This window comes from Pigmentiphaga sp. H8, from assembly GCF_003854895.1.
GTDB lineage: Bacteria > Pseudomonadota > Gammaproteobacteria > Burkholderiales > Burkholderiaceae_B > Pigmentiphaga.
In genome coordinates this window covers 2,942,043-2,966,049 of sequence record NZ_CP033966.1, presented here as the reverse complement: position 1 = coordinate 2,966,049, position 24,007 = coordinate 2,942,043, and the positions used below count along the sequence as shown (strand labels likewise).

The following is a 24,007-nucleotide window of genomic DNA, read 5'->3' as shown; positions in this document are numbered from 1 at the left end:
CTTAGAAGACGCTTTCGGCCAGGTTGTGCTGTTCGATCACAGACCGGACCGTATGGCCGCTGGGCTGGCAGGCGAACTCGCATTCCTGCGGCATCTCGTCCGTGTGGCACTCGCCGCCCAGCAGCGGGCACCGGCCGAACAGTTCGCTGACCCAGTCGACGAAGGCCCGAACCTTGGGCGACAGGTGCCGGTTGTGCAGGTAGACCACCGAGATCGGCATGGGGGAAGGCTTCCAGTCGGTCAGCACCTCGCGCAGCAGGCCGGACTCCAGGTGCGGCCGCACCATGTAGCGGGCGGGCTGGATGAGGCCGAAGCCTTGCAGGCCGCAGGCCACGTAGGCGTCCGAATCGTTGACCGAAACGATGCCCTTGACCTTGACCTCGGTGGAGACGCCGTCCACGACGAAATCCCAGTCGATGGTGCGGCCGGTGCGGGCGGAGAAATAATGGACCGCGTGGTGGCGCTCCAGGTCCCGGAGCGTGCGCGGCTCGCCATAGGCTTCGAGGTAGGAGGGCGCGGCGCAGGTCAGGCTCTCGAAGGTGCCGATGCGCCGGGCCACCATGGAGGAGTCCTGCAGCTCGCCGACGCGGATGGCGCAGTCCACGGCTTCCTGGACCAGGTCGACCGGGCGATCGCTCATGCCTATCACCAGCTCGATGTCCGGGTAGCGCTCATGGAATTCGCACAGCGACGGAATCAGGATGGAACGGCCGATCGAGGCCGGCGTATCGATGCGCAGCCGGCCGCGAGGCCGGCGCGCGACGTCTCGAAACGAGGTCTCGGCCTCCTCCAGGTCGGCCAGCAGCCGTATGCAGCGCTCGTAGTACGAGGCGCCGTCGGGCGTGAGGCTGATCTTGCGGGTGGTCCGGTTCAGCAGCCGGACCTGCAGCGCGCGTTCGAGATTGCGGATGGTGGTGCTGACGGTGGCGCGCGGCAAGCCGAGGTTGTCGGCCGCCAGGGTGAAGCTGTTGGCTTCGACGACGCGCGTGAACACCTGCATGGCCTGAAATTTATCCACGGAAGGCTCCTGCCGCCTGTTGGGCAGCGATTGTTCGTTCTGGATGAATAGTGTTTGTAAAAACGCAGGATTTATCGGCAACACAATAACACTCAGAATCGGGCATCGCTGTATTCACCCATACGAGCCCGAGGTTTTTCATGTTTCGTTTTCGCAAACGCGCGCTGGCGGTCACGCTGGGCGTTGCCGTGCTTGGCGCTGCCGGCGGCATCGCCGTGCAGAGAATGCCGGCCCTGGCCGGCCAGGAAGCCCCCGCCGCTGCGGCCCCCGCGGCGGCCGTGGACGTGGCCGAGGTCGTCAGCCGTACCATCACGGACTGGCGCGGCTACTCCGGACGGCTGGAAGCGGTCGACCGCGTCGAGATCCGGCCCCTGGTGTCCGGAACGCTGACCGCGGTGCATTTCCAGGACGGCGCCCTGGTCAGGAAAGGCGAGGTGCTGTTCACCATCGATCCGCGCCCCTACGCGGCCGAAGTCGCCCGGGTCCGGGGCCAGCTTGCCGCGGCCGAGGCCCGTGATGCCTATGCCGCCTCCGAACTGGCGCGCGGCCAGCGGCTGTTGTCGGACAACGCGATCGCCAGGCGCGATTTCGAGGAAAAGCAGAATGCCGCGCGCGAGGCGGTGGCCAACCTGCAGGCCGCCCGGGCTGCCCTGGAAGCCGCCCGCCTGAACCTGGAATACACGCGCATCACGGCGCCGGTCAGCGGCCGCATCTCGCGCGCGCAGGTCACCGTGGGCAACGTGGTCGCCGCCGGGGCGGCGTCGGCTCCGCTGACCACGCTGGTCTCGACGGCGCGCATGTACGCGGCCTTCGACGTGGACGAACCCACCTACCTGAAAATGGCGCAGGCCAGCCGCGCGGGCTCGGGCGCCATCCCGGTCTACCTTGGCCTGGCCAACGAGGAGGGCCATCCCCGCAAGGGCACGGTCAGCTTCATCGACAACCGGCTGGACGTGGCCTCGGGCACCATCCGCGTGCGCGCGGTGTTCGACAACCCGGACGGGCAACTGATTCCCGGTCTGTACGCGCGCGTGCAACTGGGCGGCGGCAAGCCGCGCGACGCGCTGCTGATCGACGAGCGTGCGGTCGGTACCGACCAGGACAAGCGTTTCGTGCTGGTGCTGGACGAGGGCAATCGAACCAGCTATCGCGAAGTCCGGCTGGGCAACGCCAACGGCGGCCTGCGCGTGGTCGACGCCGGCCTGAAGGCGGGCGAGCGCATCGTGGTCAATGGCCTGCAGCGCGTGCGGCCGGGCGAACCGGTGGCGCCGCGCGAGGTTCCCATGGCGGGGCAGCCGGGCCGGTTCGCGGGCGATGGTCCGCCGGTCGACGACCAGCCGGCCGGTGCGCAGGCCGGCCGCCAGCCGAAGCAGGTTTGAGGCGGCCCGGACATCATCATGAATATCTCCAAGTTTTTCATCGACCGGCCCATCTTCGCGGGCGTGCTGTCGGTCCTGATCCTGCTGGCGGGCGCGCTGGCGATGTTCCAGCTGCCCATCTCGGAGTATCCGGAAGTCGTTCCGCCCTCGGTGGTGGTGCGCGCGCAGTATCCCGGCGCCAATCCCAAGGTGATCGCCGAGACCGTGGCTTCGCCGCTGGAGGAGTCCATCAACGGCGTCGAGGACATGCTGTACATGCAGTCCCAGGCCAACAGCGACGGCAACCTGGCCGTTACCGTCACCTTCCGCCTGGGCATGGATCCGGACAAGGCGCAGCAACTGGTGCAGAACCGGGTGTCGCAGGCGCTGCCGCGCCTGCCCGAGGACGTGCAGCGGCTGGGCGTCACGACCATCAAGAGCTCGCCCACGCTGACGATGGTGACGCACCTGATCTCGCCGGACGACCGCTACGACATCACCTACCTGCGCAACTACGCGCTGATCAACGTCAAGGACCGCCTGGCGCGTATCCCGGGCGTGGGCGAGGTGCAGCTGTGGGGCGCCGGCAACTATTCGATGCGCGTCTGGCTGGATCCGCGGAAGGTCGCGCAGCGGGGGCTGACGGCCTCGGACGTGGTGGCGGCGATACGCGAGCAGAACGTGCAGGTCGCGGCCGGCGTGATCGGCGCTTCGCCCAGCGCGTCCGACGTGTCGCTGCAATTGTCCGTGAACACGCAGGGGAGGCTCCAGACCGAATCGGACTTCGCCAACATCGTGCTCAAGACCTCGCCCGACGGCGGCGTGACGCGCCTGTCGGACGTGGCGCGGATCGAGCTGGCGGCGGCCGAGTACGGCCTGCGTTCGCTGCTGGACAACAAGCCGGCGGTGGCGCTGGCCATCATGCAGTCGCCCGGCGCCAACGCGCTGGCGGTGTCGGACCAGGTGCGGGCGGCCATGAAGGACATGGCCAAGGACTTCCCGCCCTCGGTGGACTACCGCATCGTCTACGATCCGACGCAGTTCGTGCGCGCCAGCATCAAGGCGGTGGTGGTCACGCTGCTGGAAGCGGTGGCCCTGGTCGTGCTGGTGGTGATCGTGTTCCTGCAGACCTGGCGCGCGTCCATCATTCCGCTACTGGCGGTGCCGGTCTCCATCATCGGCACGTTCTCGCTGATGCTGGGCTTCGGCTATTCGATCAACGCGCTGTCGCTGTTCGGGATGGTGCTGGCCATAGGCATCGTGGTGGACGATGCCATCGTGGTGGTGGAGAACGTCGAGCGCAACATCGCGGCCGGGCTGACCCCGCGCGAGGCCACGTACCGGGCCATGCGCGAGGTCAGCGGCCCCATCATCGCCATCGCGCTGACGCTGGTCGCGGTGTTCGTGCCGCTGGCCTTCATGACCGGCCTGAGCGGGCAGTTCTACAAGCAGTTCGCCATGACCATCGCCATTTCCACGGTGATCTCGGCGTTCAACTCGCTCACGTTGTCGCCGGCGCTGGCGGCCTTGCTGCTGAAGTCGCACGATGCCCGGCCCGATGGCCTGACGCGCGTGATGAACCGTTTGTTCGGCGGCTTTTTCCGCCGCTTCAACGACATGTTCGGCCGGGCCTCCGATCGCTACGGCGCCGGGGTCACGGGGGTGATTTCGCGCAAGGCCATGGTCATGGGCGTGTACGGCGTGCTGCTGGCGCTGACGCTGGGCGTTTCGTCCATCGTGCCGGGAGGCTTCGTGCCCGCGCAGGACAAGCAGTACCTGGTCGCCTTCGCGCAGTTGCCCAACGGCGCCTCGCTCGACCGCACCGAGGACGTCATCCGGCGCATGTCCGACATCGCCCTCAAGCAGCCGGGCGTGGAAAGCGCCATCGCGTTCCCGGGGCTGTCGATCAACGGCTTCACCAACAGCTCGAGCGCCGGCATCGTCTTCGTGTCGCTCAAGGACTTCCATGAACGCAAGGGCAAGGACGTCTCGGCCGCCGCGATCTCGGACGCGCTCAACCAGCAGTTCTCGGCCATCAAGGAATCGTTCATCGCGGTATTCCCGCCGCCGCCCGTGATGGGGCTGGGCACGCTGGGCGGATTCAAGCTGCAGATCGAAGACCGGGGCGCGCTGGGCTACGCCGAACTCGACGCGGCGGCGCAAGCCTTCGTGGCGGCGGCGCAGAAGGCGCCCGAACTCGGGCCGACGTTCAGCAGCTACCAGATCAACGTGCCGCAGCTGGACGTGCAGCTGGACCGGGTCAAGGCCAAGCAGCTGGGCGTTGCCGTCACCGACGTGTTCGACACCATGCAGATCTACCTGGGTTCGCTGTACGTGAACGACTTCAACCGCTTCGGCCGGGTGTATCAGGTTCGCGCGCAGGCCGACGCGCCGTTCCGCGCCCACCCGGACGACATCCTGGCGCTGAAGACCCGCAACGCCGCGGGCGAGATGGTGCCGCTGTCGTCCCTGGTGGACGTGCGTCCGACCTTCGGGCCGGAGATGGTCGTGCGCTACAACGGCTACACCGCCGCCGACATCAACGGCGGGCCGGCGCCCGGCTATTCCTCGGACCAGGCCCAGGCCGCCGCCGAGCGCATCGCCGAGCAGGTCCTGCCACGCGGCATGAAGCTGGCCTGGACGGACCTGACCTACCAGCAGATCCTGGCGGGCAATGCCGGCGTCTGGGTGTTCCCGATCAGCGTGCTGCTGGTGTTCCTGGTGCTGGCGGCCCTGTACGAGAGCCTGACGCTGCCGCTGGCGGTGATCCTGATCGTGCCGATGAGCATCCTGGCCGCGCTCACGGGGGTCTGGCTGACGCGCGGGGACAACAACATCTTCACCCAGATCGGCCTGATGGTGCTGGTGGGCCTGGCTTCGAAGAACGCCATCCTGATCGTGGAATTCGCGCGCGAGCTCGAATTGCAGGGCAGGTCGGTGGTCGAGGCGGCCATCGAGGCCAGCCGGCTGCGCCTGCGCCCCATCCTGATGACGTCCATCGCGTTCATCATGGGCGTGGTGCCGCTGGTGACCTCCTCCGGCGCGGGCTCGGAGATGCGGCATGCCATGGGCGTGGCGGTGTTCTTCGGCATGCTGGGCGTGACCCTGTTCGGCCTGTTCCTGACGCCGGTCTTCTATGTATTGCTGCGGCTGGCAGGGGGTGCGCGCAAGCTGCACTCGGCCGCGCAGCACGAGGCGCCCATCGTGGCGGCCCATCATCCGGGGCACTGAAGTGAAAGAGAATTCCATGAAGAAAAGTCTGCGCGGCGCGGCGCTGGCCGCCTTGCTGGTCCTGGCGGGCTGCGCGGTGGCGCCGCCCTACGATCCCCCCCGCGCCGACGTGCCGGCCTCGTTCAAGGAAGCGGCCGGCGGCAACTGGAAGACCGCCCAGCCGGCCGAGGAAGCTCACCGGGGCCGCTGGTGGGCGGTGTTCGGCGATCCGGTACTGGATCAGTTGCAGGAGCGGGCCGCGGACGCGAACCAGAACCTCAAGGCGGCGGTGGCGCGCCTGGCGCAGGCCAGGGCGCGGCTGGGCGAGGCGCGGGCCGACCGGTATCCCCGCGTGGACGCGGGCGTGGGGCCCACGCGGCAGCGGCCGTCGCCGGCATCCAGGGGGCTGCCGGCCGAGGCGAACACCTCGCCGTCGACGCTGTGGCGGGCCCAGGCTTCCGTGGCCTACGAGGTGGACCTGTTCGGCCGGGTCGCGGCCGGCGTCGACGCGGCGTCGGCCCAGGCGCAGCAGGGCGAAGCCCTGCTGCGTTCGGTGCAACTGGCCGTGCAGGCCGACGTCGCGCAGGCCTATTTCCTGGTGCGCGAACTGGACGCGGGGCAGGAGCTGTACGGCGGCACGGTGGCCCTGCGTGAACGCACGCTGGCGCTGATCCAGCGCCGCTACGACGAAGGCTACATCAGCGAACTGGACCTGGCGCGGGCGCGCACGGAACTGGCTTCGGCACGGTCCGAGGCGCTGGACATCGCCCGTCAGCGCGCGGCGGCCGAGCACGCGCTGGCCATCCTGCTGGGCGAGGCGCCGGCCGCCTTCAGCCTGCCCGCGCGTCCGCTGGCCAGGCTGGCGGTGTCGGTGCCGCCGGGCCTGCCGTCCGACCTGCTCGAGCGCCGGCCCGACATCGCCGCGGCCGAACGCGCGATGGCCGCCGCCAACGCCCGCGTCGGCGTGGCGCGCACGGCCTTCTTCCCCAGGCTGGAGCTGACCGGCGCGCTGGGCTACGAGTCCGCGCAGCTGGGCGATCTGTTCAACTGGTCCAGCCGTACCTTCCTGTTGGGGCCGCTGGTGGGCACGATGCTGACGCTGCCCATCTTCGATGGCGGACGACGCGAGGCGGGACTGCAGGCCGCGCGGGCGGCCTACGAGGAAGAGGCCGCCAATTACCGGCAGACGGTGCTCACGGCCTTCAAGGAAGTCGAGGACAACCTGGCGAACCTGCGCATCCTGGCCGACCAGTACCGCGCGCAGGACGAGGCGGTGGCGTCCGCCGCGCGCGCGGCGCGGCTGTCGCAGATCCAGTACCGCGAAGGATCGGTCAGCTACCTGGACGTGATCGACGCCGATCGCAGCGTGCTCCAGCAGCGCCGGGTGGCGACCCGCCTGGATGGGGAACTGGCGCGTTCCACGGTCAACCTGATCCGTGCGCTGGGCGGCGGCTGGGAAGGGCAGGCCCCGGCCCCCGCGGCGGCGCTGTTGCCCGCGCGCCAACCTTCGTAACAAGCCGTGGCCGCGGCCCGCCGGCCCCGGGGGCTGCGGTCTTTGCTGTACGGAACGCTTACATAGTCGCGATCCGCGTCCATCGCGGGCGGCCATGCCACGCCTACACTGGATCGACGCGCCGGTCCCGCGCGCCGGGACCTTTGCTGCGCGAAAGGAGTCAGGCATGGACATGAAGATCAAGCATCGCGCCCTGGGGCTGGCGGCGGCCGCCCTGGGGGCTGTTCTGTTTACGTCGGCGCAGGCCGCATCCGGCACCGATTCCACCTACCAGGAGGAAATGGCGCGCTGCAACAGCGGCCTGTCCGGACAGGACCGCGCGACATGCCGGCGGGAAGCCGGCGCGGCCCTGCAGGAGTCGCGCCGCGGCAACCTGCGCGGCGCCAGCGATTCGGCCTACGAGCAGAACCGTACCCAGCGCTGCAACGCCTTGCCGCAAGCCGACCGGGCCGCCTGCATGGCCCGCGTGGACGGAAGAGGGACGGTCAGCGGCAGCGTCGAAGGCGGAGGCGTGCTGCGGGAATACCGGGAAGTGGAGACGCCCGCGCCCGGTTCCCCGACGATGCCGTCGGGCTCGCCAGGCCCCGCGATGCCTCGTCCCGGCGACGGACCCGGCATGCGCTGACGCCTTCCCCCAGGCGGTTTTCCCCTTGATCCGCCGCGAAATCCCCCGGAAAGTGAGGCTTTCCGGGCGTCGCGGCGCGCCCCGTTATAAAATGCGCTGGCTTTACATCGATCTTTGGGGGGCCAGGTGCGCATCGCCATACTGGAAGACGATCCGGCACATGCCCGGATCATAGAAAAGACGCTGCTGCAGGCGGGGCACGACTGCCATCTGTTCGAGGATGGCAGGGCGATGTTGCGCGACCTCCATCGCCAGAGCTATGACATGTTCGTGCTGGACTGGCACGTGCCGCACATCGAAGGCCCCGAGATCCTGGGCTGGATCCGCCGCAACCTGCCGCCGCACCTGCCGGTGCTGTTCGTCACCAGCCGCGACGAGGAACAGGACGTGGTCGACGGCCTGCAGGCGGGCGCCGACGACTACATGTCCAAGCCCATCCGTCCCATCGAACTGCAGGCCCGGGTGGCCGCGCTGCTGCGCCGGGCCTATCCCGAGGCCTCGCGCCCGAGCCAGCCGGGCTTCGGCGCCTATACCTTCGATCTGCACCGCCGCGAGGCCCGGATCAACGGCGAGCCGGTCGAACTCAAGCCCAAGGAATACGAACTGGCGCTGTACCTGTTCCGCAACCTGGGGCGGCTGCTGACGCACGAACACCTGCTGGAAGAACTGTGGGGCACTAGCGCCATCGACACCCGCACCGTGACCACTCACATGTCCCAGCTGCGCCGCAAGCTCGATCTGCGCCCGCATAACGGCGTGCGGCTGGTGCCGGTCTACGGCCTGGGCTACCGCTTCGAGATGCTGGCCGATCCACCCGCCCCGAACGACTCCAACGACGACTCCCCATGAAGAACCTATCCAGCATGGATGCCGGCATCCGGCTGTCCGCGTGGGCGATCGCCGCCGCCTGCGCGTTCGGCACGATGGCGGCCCACGCCCAGCAGGCCGAACCGGTGCGCCACCTGGTGCGCGACGGCGACACCCTGTATGACCTCGCCCAGGCCTACCTGGAAGATCCCGGCCAATGGCAGGCCCTGGCCCGCGAGAACGGCAACCCCAATCCGCACAGGCTCAAGCCCGGCTCCGTGATCGTCGTGCCCGACGAACTGCTGCGCAAGAAACCCGGCGGCGCGCGCGTGGTCCACGTCTCGGGAGGCGTGCGCTATACGACGCGCAGCGGCTCGACGGGCGCGCTGGAACGTGACATGCGGCTGATCGACGGCGACCGCCTGAGCACCGATGCCGGCGGCTTCGCCACGCTCGAGATGGCCGACGGCTCGGTGGTCCGCGTGGCGGGCGATTCCGAGCTGCGCCTGGAGCGCCTGAAGTACAGCCTGACGAAAAAACGTGCCGACACCTCGCTGGTCCTGGACAAGGGTCGCGTCGAATCGCGCGTGGCGCCGCAGCGGCCCACGGGCAGCCGCTTCCAGGTCGATACGCCGTTGATGGCCGCCGGCGTGCGCGGCACCGAATTCGGCGTTTCGATGCGGGAAGGCAGCGCGGCCACCAGCGACGTCCTGGAGGGGGAGGTCGAACTGCGCGTGGCGCGTTCGGGCGCCACCGCGCGGGTCGCGGCGGGCGTGGGCGGCGCGGTCGCCACCGATGCGCCGGCGGCCACGCTGACGCCGCTGCTGGCGGCGCCGGACTTGTCCGGTGTCCAGGCCCTGCAACAGCGTCCCATCATCGACCTGGCGTTTCCCGCGCTGGCCGGCGCGGCCTCCTACCGCGCCTTCATCTGGCCCGCCAGCACCGCCGAACAGGTAGCCAGCAACCTCGTGACCACCACGCCGCGCGTGCGCTTCGCGGGGCTCGACGACGGCGACTACGTGGTGCGGATCAACGGCGTCGACGCGCAGGGTATCGAAGGCCGTCCGGTCACCTGGCCGATCAAGCTCAAGGCCCGGCCCGAACCCCCGGTCACCATCGCCCCGCCTGACGGCGGCGTGGTGGAGCAGACCGAGGCCGTGCTTCGCTGGACGGGAGCGGACGGCACCATCGGCTATCGCCTGCAGGTGTCGCGCGACCAGGCCTTCACCCATCCCTCCGTCGACGAAAACATGTTGTCGGCGGACTCCCACGCCGTGGGCGGACTCACCTCGGGCAACTATTTCTGGCGCGTGGGCAGCGTCATCCAGGGCAAGGACGGCAAGCCGGACGCCGGGCCCTACAGCGACCCGCGCCGCTTCATGGTGCGCCTGCCCGTGGGCGGCAAGCTCGGCATGAGCCAGCAGGGCGACGAAGTCGTGTTGAGCTGGGACGGCGAGGAAGGCCAGAACTATCTCGTCCAGGTCGCGCGCGACACCGGCTTTGCCGGCATCGCCGCCGAGCGCCGCACCACGGAGCGCAAATGGGCGCTCGAGGCCTTGCCCGCTGGCGAATATTTCGTCCGTATCCGGGCGACCGACAGCGACGGCTACGTGCGCGACTTCACACGTCCGCAACGTTTCCGCGTCAACCGTACCGTCCGCAGCGGAGACGGTTCGCTGCGTTCGGGTGACGGCCAGGAAATCCAGCTTCCCTAGCGCGGCCTTTCCCGCATGGACCGCCAGGTACCATCCGCCACGCAGCGCCCGGGGCCCCGGCGGTCCCGGTCTGCGATCCGCGGCATCGCGGTCGTCGCGGGACTGCTGCTGGCCGCCTTGCTGGCCTGGCAGAATGGTCTGGGCCGCCTCGACGCGGCCGTCTACGACTTCTTCAGCAGGCTGGACCCCGCCGCGCCCAGCCAGGACATCGTGGTGGTGGCCATCGACGAGTCCAGCCTGGCGAAAGTGGGCCGCTGGCCCTGGAGCCGCGACCAGCAGATCGACCTGATCGAGCGCATCGCCCAGCAGTCGCCGGCCGCGCTGGGGCTGGACCTGTTGTTGTCCGAGCCTGCGGCCGACCCGTCGGTGGACCTGCGCATGGCCGAGGCCATACGCCGCAGCGGCAACGTCGTGCTGCCCGTGTTCACCGCCGAAGCGGGGACCAGGGTGCAGGCCATGCTGCCGGTGCCGCCGCTGGCGTCCGCGGCCCGGGCGCTGGGGCATGTCTCGGTCGAGCCCGATGCCGATGGCGTGGTGCGCAGCGTTTTCCTGCGCGAAGGCACCCGGGATCGGCAATGGAACCATTTCGCGCTGGCGTTGCTGCGGGTGGCCGGCCACCCGGTCGCCGATCCGCTGCCCGGCAACCGGGCGCCGGCCGACCCGCAGGCCGCGCCGGGCGCGTGGTTGCGGGACTTCTGGATGCACATCGACTATGCCGGGCCCGCCGGCACCTATCGCACGATTCCCGCCGCCCAGGTGCTGGCGGGCGAACTGCCCGACGGTGCGCTGGATGGGCGCATCGTGCTGGTCGGGTCCACGGCCGCGGGCCTGGGCGACGTGTATCCCACGCCCTTGTCGGCGCGCCAGCGTTTCACGCCGGGGGTCGAGATATCGGCCAACGTGATCGACAACCTGATGTCGGGCACGTCGCGCCGCATCATCGAGCCGTGGATGGGCGCGCTGCTGACGGTGATGCTGGTGGCCGCGATGCTGCCGGCGCTGTGGCTGTTCGCGCCGGGCTGGGCGCTGGCGGCGTCGGTGGCGGGCATAGGCGTGGCGGCGGCTGCGAGCGGCGGCCTGTTGCTGGCCGAGGGCCTGTGGTGGCCGCCCGGCGCGGCCGTGCTGGCCATCGCGGCCTTCTACCTGGGATGGAACTGGCGGCGCCTGGAGCGCGCGGCCAGTTATCTGGTCGACGAACTGGGCAGGTTGAAGCGCCATGGCGCGGTGCTGCCGCAGGACGCGGCGGCCCCCGCCGGCGATCTGATCGACCGGCGCATCCACGACCTGGCCCGGGCCACGGGACGCCTGCTGGATGTGCAGGCCTTCATGTCGTCCGTGATAGAAAGCCTGCCCGAGGCGGCGCTGGCCGTGGGCGAGGACGGCCGAGTCCTGCTGGCGAACCGGCAGGCCGTGCGGCAGTTCGGCGCGGCCGCGGCCAAGGGGGCGGACATGGCCGGCCTGCTGGCGGGCTTCACGCTGGTGGGCGGCGGCCCGCTCAGCTGGCCCGCGGCGGTCGCGCCGGGACATTTCGCCGAATGCCGCGATGCCGCCGGGCGGGCCTTTCTGTTCGAGTACGCGCGGTGCGCGGGAGAGGAGGGCGGCGAGACCGCCTGGATCGCCACCCTGGTGGACATCAACCCGCTGCGCGAGGCCGAGCGCAAACGCGATCAGGCCCTGCGTTTCCTGTCCCACGACATCCGCTCGCCGCAAGGCGCCATCCTGGCCTTGCTGGAACTGCACCGCAGCGACCCGGGCGAACTGGCGCAGGACGAGTTGCTGGACCGCATCCGGCGCTACGTGCTGCGCACGCAGTCCCTGGCGGAGTCCTTCGTCGAACTGGCCCGGCTGGCGACGGCGCCGGTCCGGGACGAGCTGGTCGAGGGCACGGACGTGCTCCTGGACGCCGCCGACGAGTGCTGGAGCCTGGCCCAGGCCAAGCACATCGCGCTCGGCACCGACGTACCGGAGGACGGCGCGCCGCTGCGCGGCGACCGTTCGCAACTGACGCGCGCGCTGATCAACCTGATCGGCAACGCCATCAAGTACAGCCCGCCCCACACGCGCGTGGATTGCCGCCTGGCCCGCCGGGGCAAGCTGTGGTGTTTCGCGGTGCGGGACCAGGGGCGGGGCATCGCCGCCGAGGACCAGGCCCGCCTGTTCCAGGAGTTCTCGCGCGTGGGCGGCGCGGAGGACGGCGACGAGCCGGGCTTCGGGCTGGGACTGGCCTTCGTCAAGGCCGTGGTCGACCGGCATGGCGGACGGGTAGAGTGCGAGAGCGCGCCGGGGCAGGGCAGCGAATTCCGCCTGCTGCTGCCCGCCACGGTAAACAACGCTGAACCGCAGGGGCAGCCGCGCGACGGGAACGCGTAGACTGCGGGCTGTTTACGAGGTCTGTGGTACGCATGACTGAACGGCTATTGGTGGTACTCATCCTGTGCGCGGCCGTGGCCGCGCCGTTCTGCCTGGTCTGGCTGAACGCACGGGCGCTCCAGACGGACTTCAGCGTGATCCATCCGCTCCACGCAGCGGGTCCGAAAGGGGGCCTGGCCACGGGCGAATGGTATGATGCGGCCCGGTCTTCCTGTTTGCAGTCGTAAGCGTAAACGTCATCCCATGCGCTGAACGCCGCGCCGGCCCACTGGGGCCATGCGCGCCGCTTATCGACATCCGATGATGAACAACGCTACGCCTTCCGTCTCCTCTCCCTCTTCCCACGAATCCACGCTGCGCCTGCTGCCGCTGGTCGCCATCGTCTTTTCCGGCTTCCTGGCCGTCGGCCTGCCGCTGCCCGCCTTGCCGCTCTATGTCAACGGCGTGCTCGATTTCAGTCCGCTGGCGGTGGGCTGGATCATCGGCCTGCAGCCGCTGGCCACGATTCTTACCCGCAAGTTCGCCGGCACCTACGTCGACAGGCACGGCCCGCGCCAATCCGTGATGATGGGCCTGCCCATGGCCGCGATGGCGGGCCTGCTGTACGTGGCCTCGGCCCTGATTCCGCACCCGTCGGTCGCGCTGGCCGTGCTGGTTGCCGGCCGCCTGTTGATGGGGCCGGCCGAGAGCCTGTTCCTGACCGGCACCATGACCTGGGGCATAGGCAGGGTGGGCCCCCAACGCACGGGCATCGTGATGTCCTGGCAGGGCATCGCCATGTTCGCGGCGCTGGGCCTGGGCGCGCCGCTGGGCGTGTGGGTCATGCAGAACGTGGATTTCCTGGCGGTGGGGCTGGCCACGGTGGCCTTCCCGGTGGTGGGCCTGCTCATCGCCTCGCGGGTGCCGCCCGTGCCCGTGGCGGCCGGCGCCAGGAAACAGGTGCCGTTCCTGCGCGTGATCGGCATGATCTGGCGGCAGGGCGGCGCGCTGTCGCTGGCCTCGGCTCCCTTCGCCGTGCTGACCGCCTTCGTCGTGCTGTATTTCGCCAGCCGCGGGTGGGAAGGCGCGGGCCTGGCCCTGACCGGTTTCGCCGCGGGCTACATCCTGGTGCGGCTGTTCTTTGGCCGGCTGCCGGATCAGTTGGGCGGACGCAAGGTCGCGGCGGTCTCGCTGGTAATCGAGGCGCTGGGCCAGTTCCTGTTGTGGATGGCGCCCAGCCCCGGTTTCGCGCTGGCCGGCGCGACCCTGACGGGCGTGGGGTTCTCGCTGGTGTTCCCGGCCATGGGCGTGGAAGCCATGCGCCGCGTGCCCCCCGAGAGCCGTGGCGTCGCCGTGGGCGGATTCCTGGCCTTCGTGGACATCACCTCGGGCGTGACCGGACCGTTGGCGGGCCTGCTGATCGGCGCCTACGGCTATCGCGCCGCCTTCCTGGCCGGCCTGGCCGCCTGCGCCGTGTCCTTCGCCGTCATCGTGTTCGGCATGGGCAAGGAACCGCAGCGGGGCGCCTGAATCCGGCGCCCCGGCTTGCCTACTCCAGTACGCGCGCGACTTCGTAGATGGCCGTCGTGCCGCTGACCTCGTTGCCGACCAGCAGCAGCGGCTGGCCGGTGGGCGATTTCGCGGCGGGCACGAACTTCAGGCCTTCCGGGCCAAGGTCGCCCATCTTGGCGAGGTTGTCGTTGGACGGCGCTTCGGTCCAGTTCGCGCGGGTGTTGAAGTAGTCCATGAACACCGGTGCCTTGGGGTCGGTGATGTCGTAGACCATCACGCCACCCATGCGCTCCAGGCCGATGAAGGCGAAGGTCTTGTCGCCCATCACGCCGATTTCCACGCCTTCGGGCTCGGGCCCCTTGGCGTCGCTGCGGCTGTCGAAGGTGGCCTGTTCGTCATGGCCGGTGTTGAAGTAGGCGGCGCAGGGCACGTCGCGGTCGGGGCCCACCTTGCACGCGTCGCTGGCCAGCATGCGCTCGAACTGCGCGCCCGAGTCCCACACCAGCTTGCCGTCCTGGTCCCAGATCGAGAACGAGCGGCCGCCGTAGGCATACAGGTGGTCGTACATGATGCGGTCGCCGGTGGGGTCCTCGATGCCCTGGGCGTTGAACTTGACCGGCTTGCCGGTGGCGTCCTGGCGATAGCCCATGGTCCACGAGATCTGCAGGCGGCCCAGGATGTCGTCATCGCGGCAGGCGCCCGGCTTGTCGGCCGTGGCGCCGCAATAGGCGAAGGTCTCGGGGTTCAGCAGGGCGCCGGCGGCCAGCGCGTCGAGCTGCGGCGGCAGATCGTCGCCGCGGCGGCGGGCGAAGCCGCTGCTATGAACCAGGTGCTTGACGCGGAACTCCTCGACGAAGCCCTTGCTGGCGTCGCCTTCCCAATAGGCGTCGTCGTCCTCGCCCCAGGCCCGGGCGTCGCCTTCGTTGGCGGTCACGAGATAGGTCTTGCCGCCCGCCGTGTACGAGGCGATGGCGTCGGGCAGGTACATGCCGCGCACGCCGGGGAAGGTGCGGATATCCAGCTTGGCGGGCTCGTCGCTGGCGTCCATCGCGTTGGCTTCCAGGCCATGGTCCTTGTAGCCCAGCGGCAGGATGTCGGTCACGGTGGCCGTGGCGATGTCGATGCGCGCCAGGGCGTTGTTCTCCTGCAGCGTGGCCCATGCGGTCTTGCCGTCGGCGGACACGGCGATGTATTCGGGCTCGAAGTCCTGCGAGGCGCTGGCCTTGGGGCCGAAGATGCGCACGCCCTTGGCGCGCAGCTCGGCTTCCTTGCCGTTCCACGCGGTGAAGCCGGCCACCCGGGCCGACGGCGCCGCCGGATTCGAGACGTCGATGACGCTGACCGAGCCGGCCGGATCGATCTGGTAGTCGTCGCTGGGCTCGCCCTCGTTGGCGACCAGCAGGGTCTTGCCGTCGGGCGTGAAGGTCAGCATGTCGGGCAGGGCGCCCACGCCGACCTTGCCTAGCAGGGCCAGCGTGTCGGCCTTGTACAGCGCGGCGAAGCCCGGATCGGTCTTCGTCGCGGCCTGGATGGCGACCGCGACGATGCCGTCATGGACGGCGACGCTGTTGATCTCGGCGCCGGTCGAGATGGTCGAGGCGTCGATGGTGCCGATGTGCTTGGGGCTGGCGGGCGTGCTCAGGTCCAGTACGTCGACCACGCCATTGCGCGCGTTGACGACGAAGCCGCGCTTGCTGGCCGCGTCGAAGGCGGGGATTTCGGCGGCGCTGACACCGAACTGTCCGGCGGAATAGCGACCCAGCATCTTCAGGCTGATGCTCTTGGGCGTCGGCTCCGCGGCCGGAGGCGGGGTGACGGGCGGCGTCGCGGGGGCCGCGTCGTCGCCGCCATCGCCCAGGCAGGCCGCCAGGGGAAGGGCGACCGCCAGGGCGCACAGGCTGCGGGCAAGGATCGTCATGCGCGAGGGCTGGGTGGCGAGTGTCATCGTTCGGTCGGGTGGGTTGGACAAGCGCCGCATCATGACGGAGTAACATGACAGTCATATGTAAGGACTCCAGGCCGTTCCCGAGCCGAACGGGGCCGCCCCGCGCGGTAGAATGCGGCGGTTCATTCCTTCCCTCCCATGTCCGATTCTCCCGATGTCATCCTGATGCGGCGCGCGCTGGCGCTGGCCGAACAAGCCTGGCGCGACGGCGAGGTACCGGTCGGTGCCGTGCTCTGCGACGCTTCGGGTCGCATCCTGGGCGAGGGCGCCAACCGCCCGGTCGGCAGCCACGATCCCACCGCGCACGCCGAGATCCAGGCCCTGCGCGCGGCCTGCCTGGCCGCCGGCAACTACCGCCTGCCCGGCGCCACGCTCTACGTCACCCTGGAACCCTGCGCCATGTGCATGGGCGCCATGCTGCACGCGCGGCTGGCGCGCGTGGTGTATGGCGCGTCCGATCCCAAGACCGGGGCCTGCGGCGGCGTTCTCGACCTGCCGTCCATTGCCGTGCTGAATCACCAGACCCGGGTCGAGGGCGGCGTGCTCGCCACCGAATGCGGCGAACTGCTCCGCGCCTTCTTCCGCCAGAAACGCGAGGCCGCCCGCGGCGGCCCGCCACTTCCTTCCGAGTCCGCATGAACCGACGCCGCTCTTCCCCCGCCGACGCCCACCCCGGCCACGATGCGCACCCCGGCCATGATCATGGCGATGCCGGCGGCCACGATCATCACCACGACCACGACCATGGACCCGGCCTGGAGTTCCCGCCCTTGGGAACCCGGCCCGGCGTTTACCTCGTCTCGCCCTCGGGCGCGGTGCCCGACCCGGAGGTCATCGCGCGCGCTCGAGGCCACCTGAAGGCGCAGGGCTTCCATCCGGTCGCCGACCGCGGCGCGCTGCTGCGCCATGAACGCTTCGCCGGCACCGACGACCAGCGGCTGGCGGCGCTGACGCGCGCGATCACCCAGAAGCATCCGATCGTGATGGCGACGCGCGGCGGCTACGGCCTGTCCCGCATCCTGCCGCGCATAGACTGGAAAGCCATGGCCGACAGCGGCAAGCGCTTCGTCGGACACAGCGATTTCACCTTCTTCCAGCTAGCCTTGCTGGCCAGGACCGGCGCCGTCAGCTATGCCGGCCCGATGGCGGCCTTCGATTTCGGCGGCAAGCGCGTGGACGACCTGACCGCGGCGATGTTCGGCGAAACCCTGCGCGGCGAACTCGAGATCCTGAGCTTCGAGTCCGAGGAGGCCGACCCGGTCGACTGCCGCGGCGTCCTGTGGGGCGGCAACCTGGCGGTGCTGGTTTCGCTGCTGGGCACCCCGTATTTCCCGCGCACCCGCGGCATCCTGTTCCTGGAAGACGTCAACGAACACCCGTACCGGGTCGAGCGCATGCTGGTGCAACTGGCCCAGGCAGGCGTACTGGCGCGGCAGCAAGCCATCGTGCTGGGCAGCTTCACCGACTACAAACTCACCCCGCACGATGCCGGCTATGACCTGCGCTCGGTTGTCGAATGGCTGCGGCGCGAGGTGAAGGTGCCGGTCGTGACCGGCCTGCCGTTCGGCCATGTGAAGACCAAGGCGACGCTGCCGGTGGGAGCGAAGATTGGCCTGGCGACCGAAGCCGGCATGGCCTATCTGGTCTTCCCGCACGGACACTGAAGCCTGTTGGTCAGGGCGCGGGGGGCGGGCCTTCCTTCTCGTCCACGGAGTAATAGTGCTCGTCATCCAGCGTATCGGTACGGAACCTTGCCGCCGTGGCCCCACCGTCGGGCAACGGTACGTCCTTGCCCGCACGCCGATGCCGATACAACGCCGCCCGCGCCAGCATCAAGGTCGTGGCCGGCACCGTCAAGGTCAGGAACACGGCGATCAGCACCTCGTGCAGCGCGGGGCCCTCGTCAGCCATCGTGAAATACAGCATGGATGCCAGCACGATGAACACCATTCCCATCGTCGCCCCCAGCGTCGGCCCGTGCATACGCTGGTAGAAACTGTGGAAGCGCCATAACCCCAGGCAGCCGACCAGCGTCAGCACGCCGCCCGCCACCATTAGCAGCGAGACCACGATTTCCGCCCACAGCGGCAATACCATCTCGCCCGTCATTCGATCACCTCGCCGCGCAGCAGGAACTTGGCCAGCGCCACGGAACTGACGAAGCCCAGCAGCGCGATCGTGACCGCGGCCTCGAAATACTCCGTGCTGCCGGTCCGTATGCCCAGCACCAGCAGCATCAGCATCGCGCAGATGTACATGGTGTCCAGCGCCAGCACCCGGTCCTGCGCGGCCGGGCCCTTCAGCAGCCGCAGCGTGGCCAGCAGCATGGCGATGGCGATGCACAGCAGCGAGAACAGGCTGGCCCATTCGAGCATGCCATTCATTCGAAGATCTCCATCAGCGGTTGTTCATAACGGGTATGGATCGTATCGATCCAGTACTGTTCGTCGTTCAGGTCCAGCACGTGGATCAGCAGCCAGCTCTTGTCGTCGGCCAACTCGACGCAGACCGTGCCGGGGATCGCGGTCAGGATCAGCGCCAGGGTGGTCAATCCGTGCGAGTCCCGAAGGGCCAGCGGCATCCGGATGAAGCCCGAGTTGTCGCGCCTGGCCTTGGAGCCCAGGATGACCCGCGCGACGTCGAAATTGGACTTGACGCTGTCCAGGATCACGACGCCCAACAGCTTCAGGGCCACGCCGGGCCGGCGCAGGCGGGCCCTGACCGGCCGCAGCGGAGCGGTCCACAGCGGCACGGCGATGGCCAGCAGGGCGCCCAGCAGGACGTGGCCGAGCGAGAGCGTCTGGTTGAGCAGCAGCCACATCGCCAGCAGGAACAGCGAGGTAAGCGGCCAGGGAACGATGCGTCTGATCATGGGGTGGCGCCTCCTGGGCCGGCCTGCCGGGCCGACATGATGCCGCGCACGTAGTCGTCGGGATGGTGCAGGGCGCGGGCGGTGTCGGTGAAATAGCGCATGGCGGGCTGGGCCTGGACCATTAGCACGATGCCCAGCACCAGCATGGCGGCGATGGGAAAGACCTCGATCACGCGCAACCGGGGCTGGGCGCGGCCGGAGGGAACCCAGAAGGCGCGTATGCCGATGCGGGTCAGCGACACCACGGTCGTCAGGCCCGAGGCCACCAGCAGGCCCAGCAGCACCCAGGCCAGCACGGGCTCGGGGCTGCCGACCTCGGGCGTGAGCCCCTCGGGGTTCAGGATGGTGGTCAGCAGCGCGAACTTGGCGACGAAACCCGACAGTGGCGGCAGCCCGGACAGCACCAGCGCGCACGCGATGAAGCTCAGCCCCAGGAAGGCCATGGCGGCGGGGATGGCCACGCCGATGTCGGTCGTGCTCATGTCTTCTTCGGTGTCGACCGGGCGGTCCAGGCCGAAGGCTTCCAGCGTGACCGCCAGCAGGTCGGCGCCGAAGGTCCGGCTGCGCTCCATCAGTTCCTGCAGCAGGAAAAAGGCGCCCAGTGCCAGCGTCGAGCTGACCAGGTAGAACAGGGCGGCGGCCGTCACGCTGTCGCGGCCGAAGCCCACGGCCGACAGCAGCGTGCCGGAAGAGATGATGACCGCGAAGCCCGCCAGCCGCCCGGTGTTCTGCGAGGCCAGCATGCCCAGCGTACCGAAGGTCAGCGTGGCCAGCCCGACGTACAGGATCCATTGCTGGACGAAGCCGCTGGATTCGCCGGCCTGGTCGCCGAACATCAGCAGCGACAGCCGCAGGATCACATACACGCCCACCTTGGTCATGATGGAGAACAGGGCGGCGGCGGGCGGCGAGGCGGCGGCGTACGAGGGCGGCAGCCAGAAATTCAGCGGCCAGGCGCCCGCCTTGATCAGGAAGGCCACGCCCAGGATGGCGGCGCCTGCTTCCATCAGCATGCGGTCGGACCCCGCGACCTGGCCGATGCGCACGGCCACGTCGGCCATGTTCAGCGTGCCGGTCACGCCGTAGATCAGCGCCACGCCGATCAGGAACAGCGAGGACCCGGCCAGGTTGACGGCGATGTAGTGCAGGCCGGCCTTGACCCGCTGCGGCCCGGACCCGTGCAGCAGCAGCCCGTAGGAGGCCGCCAGCAGGATCTCGAAGAACACGAACAGGTTGAAGAGGTCCGCGGTCAGGAACGCGCCGTTGAGCCCCATCAGCTGAAGCTGGAACAGCGGATGGAAATGGACCCCCGCGCGATGCCACCTGGCCAGCGAATACAGCAGCGAGCCCAGCGCCATGATGGCGGTCAGCAGCAGCATGATGGCCGACAGCCGGTCCAGCGCCAGCGCGATGCCGAAGGGCGCCGGCCAGTTGGCGGCCAGGTAGACGGCCACCCGCACCGGGCCGGTGTCCGCCTGCCGCAGCAGCGCGATCGCCACGGCCAGCAGCGCCAGCGTGGCCGCCACGTTGACGACGGCCTTGGCCGTGGCGCGGCCTTCGCCCAGCAGCAGCATGAAGCCGGCCACCAGCATGGGCAGGACGATGGGGACGATCATGAGATGGTCATGCCAGGACAGCATCATTCACCCTCCCTGCCGTCCACGTGGTCGGTGCCGCTCAGGCCGCGCGAAGCGAGCATGAGGACCAGGAAGAGCGCGGTCATGGCGAAGCCGATGACGATGGCGGTCAGCACCAGCGCCTGGGGCAGCGGGTCGGCGTAGTCGGCGACCTCGCTGGCGCGGCTGGCCCGCAGGATGGGGATCTGGTCCAGGGACAGCTTGCCCATCGAGAAAATGAACAGGTTCACGGCATAGGACACCAGCGAGATGCCCATGATGACCTGGAAGGTCCGGGGCCGCAGCAGCAGCCAGATGCCGGAGCCGCCCAGCGCGCCGATGGCGATGGCGATGATCACTTCCACCGGGCACCTCCCCGGGGAAGCTCGGCCTCGGCCTGCTGCGCGGCGCGGTGGCTGCGTATGGACTGGTGGCCCAGGGCGGTAAGGATAAGCATCGTGGCTCCGACGACCAGGCTGAACACGCCCAGGTCGAAAAGAAAGGCGCTGGGCACGTGGATCTCGCCCACCAGGGGCAGGTGCAAGTGGGCACCGTGCGAGGTCAGGAAGGGGTAGCCGAACAGCCAGGCGCCCATGCCGGTCAGCACGGCGAACAGCAGGCCCAGGCCTATCCAGCGCTGCGGATGCAGGCGCATCTTGGATTCGACCCAAGCGGTGCCGCCCACCATGTATTGCAGGATGAAAGCCACCGACAGCGTCAGCCCGGCGACGAAGCCGCCTCCGGGCAGGTTGTGCCCGCGCATGAACAGGAATACGGCGAACAGCGCGATGATGGGCAGCGCGAGCCGGATCAGCACCGACGGCATCAGCAGGTAGCCCACCGCCGGGTCGTCGCCGGCGCGCGCGGCGGCGTCGGTCTTGCCCTGGTCGATCTGCTGGTGCGGCAGGGCGATGCTTTCGGGAGCGGGGCGGAAGCGCCGCAGCAGCGCGTAGACGGTCAGCGCGACGATGCCCAGCACCGAGATTTCGCCCAGCGTGTCGAAGCCGCGGAAATCCACCAGCAGCACGTTGACGACGTTGGTGCCGCCGCCCTCGGTCAACGCCCGCTCCAGGAAATAGTTGGAGATGGTGTCGGGATAGGGGCGCGTCAGCACGGCATAGGCCAGCAGCGCCATGCCGGCGCCGCCCGCCACGGCGATGGCTAGGTCGCGCACCCGGTGTAGCCAGGCGATGGCGGGCACGCGTATGCCCAGTTCCTTGGGCTCCTTGCGGCGCGGCAGCCAGCGCAGGCCGAGCAGCAGCAGGATGGTGGTGACCACCTCGACCAGCAGCTGGGTCAGCGCCAGGTCGGGGGCCGAGAACCAGACGAAGGTGATGCAGGTGACCAGCCCGGCACCGCCCATCATGATCAGCGAGGCCAGCCGGTGGTACTTGGCCTGGTAGGCGGTGCCGATGGCGCAGGCGATGCCGATCAGCCACAGGATGGCGAAGGTCGGGTCGATGGGCGAGGTCTGCACGGCGGGCATCAGCAGCGGCCGGCCATACAGCGTGACGACCGCCACCAGGATGGCGAAGGCGACGATGCCCAGCAGTTGCGATTGCAGGCCGCGCGCGCCCAGGCTGTTGGTCAGCCGGTCGGCCAGGCCGATGGCGAAGCTCATGACGCGTTCGAAGGCCCGCTTGCCATTGAATTTGTAGAACAGCGGCAGGCGCTCGACCGTGCTCAGGCGCAGGGTCTTCTGCAGGATCATGTACAGCGCCGATCCGCCCACCAGCGCGACGAAGCTCATGACCAGCGGCAGGTTGAAGCCGTGCCAGATGGCCAGGCTGTAGCTGGGCACCGCGTCGCCCAGGATGGCGCGCACGGCGGTCGCCAGGAAGGGGGCGATGGTATAGCCCGGGGCCACGCCCACGGCCAGGCACAGGAAGGCCAGGACCTCGGCGGGAAAGCGCATCCAGCGCGGGGCCTCGTGCGGGGTGCGGGGCAGGTCGTGCGGCGCCGGCCCGAAGAACACGTCGTGCAGGAAGCGCCACGAATAGGCCACGCTGAAGGCGCCGGCCACGGTGGCGGCGATGGGCAGCGCGTGGCTCATGCCGACGGCGTTGCCGACCACCACGGCTTCGGTGAAGAACATCTCCTTGGAGATGAAGCCGTTCAAGAGCGGCACGCCGGCCATCGCGGCCCCGGCCACCATGGCCAGCGTGGCCGTGATGGGCATGACCTGGGCCAGCCCGCTAAGCCGGCGGATGTCGCGCGTGCCGCATTCGTGGTCGATGATGCCGGCCGCCATGAACAGCGAGGCCTTGAAGGTCGCGTGGTTCATGATGTGGAAGACCGCGGCCACCAGCGCGAGCGGGCTGCCCAGCCCCAGCAGCAGCGTGATCAGGCCCAGGTGGCTGATGGTGGAATAGGCCAGCAGCCCCTTCAGGTCCTGCTGGAAGATCGCCGTGTAGGCGCCCAGCAGCAGCGTGCACAGGCCCGCTCCCCCGATGATCCAGAACCATTCCTCGGTGCCGGCCAGCACCGGCCACAGCCGGGCGAGCAGGAACACCCCGGCCTTGACCATGGTGGCCGAGTGCAGGTAAGCGGACACCGGGGTCGGCGCCGCCATGGCGTGGGGCAGCCAGAAGTGGAAGGGGAATTGCGCGCTCTTGGTCAGCGCGCCCAGCGCGATCAGGACCAGCGCGACCTCGTAGACGGGGTGCGAGCGGATCAGGTCGCCCGAGGACAGCACCGTTTCCAGGTCATAGCTGCCGACGATGTGCCCCAGCACCAGGATGCCCGCGAACAGGCACAGGCCGCCGGCGGCGGTGACCGTGAGCGCCATGCGCGCTCCGCGCCGTGCGTCGGGCCGGTGGTGCCAGTAGCCGATCAGCAGGAAGGACACCAGGCTGGTCAGTTCCCAGAACAGCGCGAGCTGGATCAGGTTGCCGGACAGGACCACGCCCAGCATGGCGCCCATGAAGGCGAGGAAGAAGGAGAAGAAGCGCGGCACCGGATCTTCCGGCGACATGTAGTAGCGCGCGTACAGCACCACGAGCAAACCGATGCCGGTGATCATCAGGCTGAATATCCAGGCCAGCCCGTCCATGCGCAGGACGAAGTTCAGCCCCAGCGATGGCAGCCAGGCGAGCTCGTAGCGGACCACGCCGCCGTACGAGATCTCGGGGTAGAGCAGGGCGGCCTGTACCGTTCCCGCCAATGCGACCAAACCGGCAAGCCAGGCTTCCCGGTTTCGCGCATTGGCGGGCAGCAAGGCCGCCAAGACACTGCCGGCGAAGGGAAGCGCGAGGAGAATCAGCAAGGACATGGAGGGCGGTCACTCTCTTTGATATAGGTATGGGTGGGGCAACGCAGAAGCGAGCAACAAAGAACGCACCTCGCCAGGCCACGGGGCGGGTATGGTCCCGCGCTCGGTCTTGCGCCATGGGCATCCGCCTGGGGATGCCATCGTATCCAGGAGAGGCATGCGCACGTTGCCGGCCGCAGTTCCGGCTTCGTGGCTA

Annotated in this window: 19 protein-coding genes; 11 read left to right on the top strand and 8 right to left on the bottom strand. The window is 69.2% G+C overall.

All coding sequences use genetic code 11. The features are described 5' to 3' along the window. Position 1: 1 nt before the first annotated feature. Positions 2 to 1,018 carry a LysR family transcriptional regulator gene (locus tag EGT29_RS14070; protein ID WP_124689579.1) on the bottom strand — a complete coding sequence of 339 codons (1,017 nt, stop codon included), beginning with the start codon at positions 1,016 to 1,018 and terminating at the stop codon, positions 2 to 4. A 140-nt stretch (positions 1,019 to 1,158) separates the two neighbouring features. Between EGT29_RS14070 and EGT29_RS14065 the strand changes: the two genes are divergently transcribed. From EGT29_RS14065 to EGT29_RS14025, 9 genes are all read left to right on the top strand, one after another. Further along, a complete protein-coding gene (locus tag EGT29_RS14065; protein WP_124689578.1) occupies positions 1,159 to 2,397 on the top strand; it encodes an efflux RND transporter periplasmic adaptor subunit in 1,239 nt (412 codons plus the stop codon). Between the two features lie 18 nt (positions 2,398 to 2,415). Beyond that, positions 2,416 to 5,607 (top strand): efflux RND transporter permease subunit, encoded by a 3,192-nt coding sequence (locus tag EGT29_RS14060; protein ID WP_124689577.1) that lies wholly within the window; start codon positions 2,416 to 2,418, stop codon positions 5,605 to 5,607. A 16-nt stretch (positions 5,608 to 5,623) separates the two neighbouring features. Beyond that, positions 5,624 to 7,099, top strand: coding sequence for an efflux transporter outer membrane subunit (locus EGT29_RS14055; protein WP_124689576.1), 1,476 nt, complete (start codon positions 5,624 to 5,626; stop codon positions 7,097 to 7,099). A gap of 166 nt (positions 7,100 to 7,265) precedes the next feature. Further along, positions 7,266 to 7,724, top strand: a complete 459-nt coding sequence (locus EGT29_RS14050; protein WP_124689575.1) for a hypothetical protein — start codon at positions 7,266 to 7,268, stop codon at positions 7,722 to 7,724. Positions 7,725 to 7,850: 126 nt separating this feature from the next. Beyond that, positions 7,851 to 8,573, top strand: a complete 723-nt coding sequence (locus EGT29_RS14045) for a response regulator transcription factor (protein WP_124689574.1) — start codon at positions 7,851 to 7,853, stop codon at positions 8,571 to 8,573. Further along, positions 8,570 to 10,246, top strand: coding sequence for a FecR domain-containing protein (locus EGT29_RS14040; protein WP_124689573.1), 1,677 nt, complete (start codon positions 8,570 to 8,572; stop codon positions 10,244 to 10,246). Before EGT29_RS14045 ends, EGT29_RS14040 begins: the two co-directional genes overlap by 4 nt. A 15-nt stretch (positions 10,247 to 10,261) precedes the next feature. Then, a complete protein-coding gene (locus EGT29_RS14035; RefSeq protein WP_124689572.1) occupies positions 10,262 to 12,616 on the top strand; it encodes a CHASE2 domain-containing protein in 2,355 nt (784 codons plus the stop codon). Between the two features lie 32 nt (positions 12,617 to 12,648). Beyond that, complete coding sequence (locus EGT29_RS14030) at positions 12,649 to 12,843, top strand: hypothetical protein (RefSeq protein WP_124689571.1); 195 nt, start codon at positions 12,649 to 12,651, stop codon at positions 12,841 to 12,843. Positions 12,844 to 12,916: 73 nt separating this feature from the next. Next, a complete protein-coding gene (locus EGT29_RS14025; protein ID WP_238160411.1) occupies positions 12,917 to 14,125 on the top strand; it encodes an MFS transporter in 1,209 nt (402 codons plus the stop codon). A 19-nt stretch (positions 14,126 to 14,144) separates the two neighbouring features. Here the strand turns inward: EGT29_RS14025 and EGT29_RS14020 are convergent, their stop codons facing one another. Next, positions 14,145 to 16,052, bottom strand: coding sequence for a choice-of-anchor I family protein (locus EGT29_RS14020; protein ID WP_238160409.1), 1,908 nt, complete (start codon positions 16,050 to 16,052; stop codon positions 14,145 to 14,147). A 138-nt stretch (positions 16,053 to 16,190) separates the two neighbouring features. Here EGT29_RS14020 and tadA point away from each other — a divergent pair, with 138 nt between their 5' ends. Further along, positions 16,191 to 16,691, top strand: a complete 501-nt coding sequence (gene tadA, locus EGT29_RS14015) for a tRNA adenosine(34) deaminase TadA (RefSeq protein WP_124689570.1) — start codon at positions 16,191 to 16,193, stop codon at positions 16,689 to 16,691. Beyond that, the gene (locus tag EGT29_RS14010) at positions 16,688 to 17,716 is read left to right on the top strand and encodes an LD-carboxypeptidase (RefSeq protein ID WP_124689569.1); all 1,029 of its coding nucleotides are present in this window, start codon (positions 16,688 to 16,690) and stop codon (positions 17,714 to 17,716) included. Before tadA ends, EGT29_RS14010 begins: the two co-directional genes overlap by 4 nt. A 10-nt stretch (positions 17,717 to 17,726) precedes the next feature. Here the strand turns inward: EGT29_RS14010 and mnhG are convergent, their stop codons facing one another. The 6 genes from mnhG to EGT29_RS13980 are packed head-to-tail and all read right to left on the bottom strand — an operon-like array spanning position 17,727 to position 23,811. Beyond that, a complete protein-coding gene (gene mnhG / locus EGT29_RS14005; RefSeq protein WP_124689568.1) occupies positions 17,727 to 18,161 on the bottom strand; it encodes a monovalent cation/H(+) antiporter subunit G in 435 nt (144 codons plus the stop codon). Further along, complete coding sequence (locus EGT29_RS14000) at positions 18,158 to 18,436, bottom strand: K+/H+ antiporter subunit F (protein WP_124689567.1); 279 nt, start codon at positions 18,434 to 18,436, stop codon at positions 18,158 to 18,160. Before EGT29_RS14000 ends, mnhG begins: the two co-directional genes overlap by 4 nt. After that, positions 18,433 to 18,924 carry a Na+/H+ antiporter subunit E gene (locus EGT29_RS13995; protein ID WP_202865614.1) on the bottom strand — a complete coding sequence of 164 codons (492 nt, stop codon included), beginning with the start codon at positions 18,922 to 18,924 and terminating at the stop codon, positions 18,433 to 18,435. Before EGT29_RS13995 ends, EGT29_RS14000 begins: the two co-directional genes overlap by 4 nt. Next, positions 18,921 to 20,567: a monovalent cation/H+ antiporter subunit D gene (locus EGT29_RS13990; protein ID WP_238160408.1), complete on the bottom strand. Its 1,647-nt coding sequence runs from the start codon at positions 20,565 to 20,567 to the stop codon at positions 18,921 to 18,923. The genes EGT29_RS13995 and EGT29_RS13990 overlap by 4 nt, the downstream gene beginning before the upstream one ends. Then, positions 20,564 to 20,905: a Na+/H+ antiporter subunit C gene (locus EGT29_RS13985; RefSeq protein ID WP_124689566.1), complete on the bottom strand. Its 342-nt coding sequence runs from the start codon at positions 20,903 to 20,905 to the stop codon at positions 20,564 to 20,566. Before EGT29_RS13985 ends, EGT29_RS13990 begins: the two co-directional genes overlap by 4 nt. Further along, the gene (locus tag EGT29_RS13980; protein ID WP_124689565.1) at positions 20,896 to 23,811 is read right to left on the bottom strand and encodes a monovalent cation/H+ antiporter subunit A; all 2,916 of its coding nucleotides are present in this window, start codon (positions 23,809 to 23,811) and stop codon (positions 20,896 to 20,898) included. Before EGT29_RS13980 ends, EGT29_RS13985 begins: the two co-directional genes overlap by 10 nt. Positions 23,812 to 24,007: the final 196 nt, after the last annotated feature.

Coding starts and splice junctions, on each gene's coding strand:
- EGT29_RS14065 (WP_124689578.1), top strand. CDS start 1,159: ATGTTTCGTTTTCGCAAACGCGCGCTGGCGGTCACGCTGGGCGTTGCC.
- EGT29_RS14060 (WP_124689577.1), top strand. CDS start 2,416: ATGAATATCTCCAAGTTTTTCATCGACCGGCCCATCTTCGCGGGCGTG.
- EGT29_RS14055 (WP_124689576.1), top strand. CDS start 5,624: ATGAAGAAAAGTCTGCGCGGCGCGGCGCTGGCCGCCTTGCTGGTCCTG.
- EGT29_RS14050 (WP_124689575.1), top strand. CDS start 7,266: ATGGACATGAAGATCAAGCATCGCGCCCTGGGGCTGGCGGCGGCCGCC.
- EGT29_RS14040 (WP_124689573.1), top strand. CDS start 8,570: ATGAAGAACCTATCCAGCATGGATGCCGGCATCCGGCTGTCCGCGTGG.
- EGT29_RS14035 (WP_124689572.1), top strand. CDS start 10,262: ATGGACCGCCAGGTACCATCCGCCACGCAGCGCCCGGGGCCCCGGCGG.
- EGT29_RS14030 (WP_124689571.1), top strand. CDS start 12,649: ATGACTGAACGGCTATTGGTGGTACTCATCCTGTGCGCGGCCGTGGCC.
- EGT29_RS14025 (WP_238160411.1), top strand. CDS start 12,917: ATGATGAACAACGCTACGCCTTCCGTCTCCTCTCCCTCTTCCCACGAA.
- EGT29_RS14020 (WP_238160409.1), bottom strand. CDS start 16,052: ATGACACTCGCCACCCAGCCCTCGCGCATGACGATCCTTGCCCGCAGC.
- tadA (WP_124689570.1), top strand. CDS start 16,191: ATGTCCGATTCTCCCGATGTCATCCTGATGCGGCGCGCGCTGGCGCTG.
- EGT29_RS14010 (WP_124689569.1), top strand. CDS start 16,688: ATGAACCGACGCCGCTCTTCCCCCGCCGACGCCCACCCCGGCCACGAT.
- mnhG (WP_124689568.1), bottom strand. CDS start 18,161: ATGACGGGCGAGATGGTATTGCCGCTGTGGGCGGAAATCGTGGTCTCG.
- EGT29_RS14000 (WP_124689567.1), bottom strand. CDS start 18,436: ATGAATGGCATGCTCGAATGGGCCAGCCTGTTCTCGCTGCTGTGCATC.
- EGT29_RS13995 (WP_202865614.1), bottom strand. CDS start 18,924: ATGATCAGACGCATCGTTCCCTGGCCGCTTACCTCGCTGTTCCTGCTG.
- EGT29_RS13990 (WP_238160408.1), bottom strand. CDS start 20,567: ATGATGCTGTCCTGGCATGACCATCTCATGATCGTCCCCATCGTCCTG.
- EGT29_RS13980 (WP_124689565.1), bottom strand. CDS start 23,811: ATGTCCTTGCTGATTCTCCTCGCGCTTCCCTTCGCCGGCAGTGTCTTG.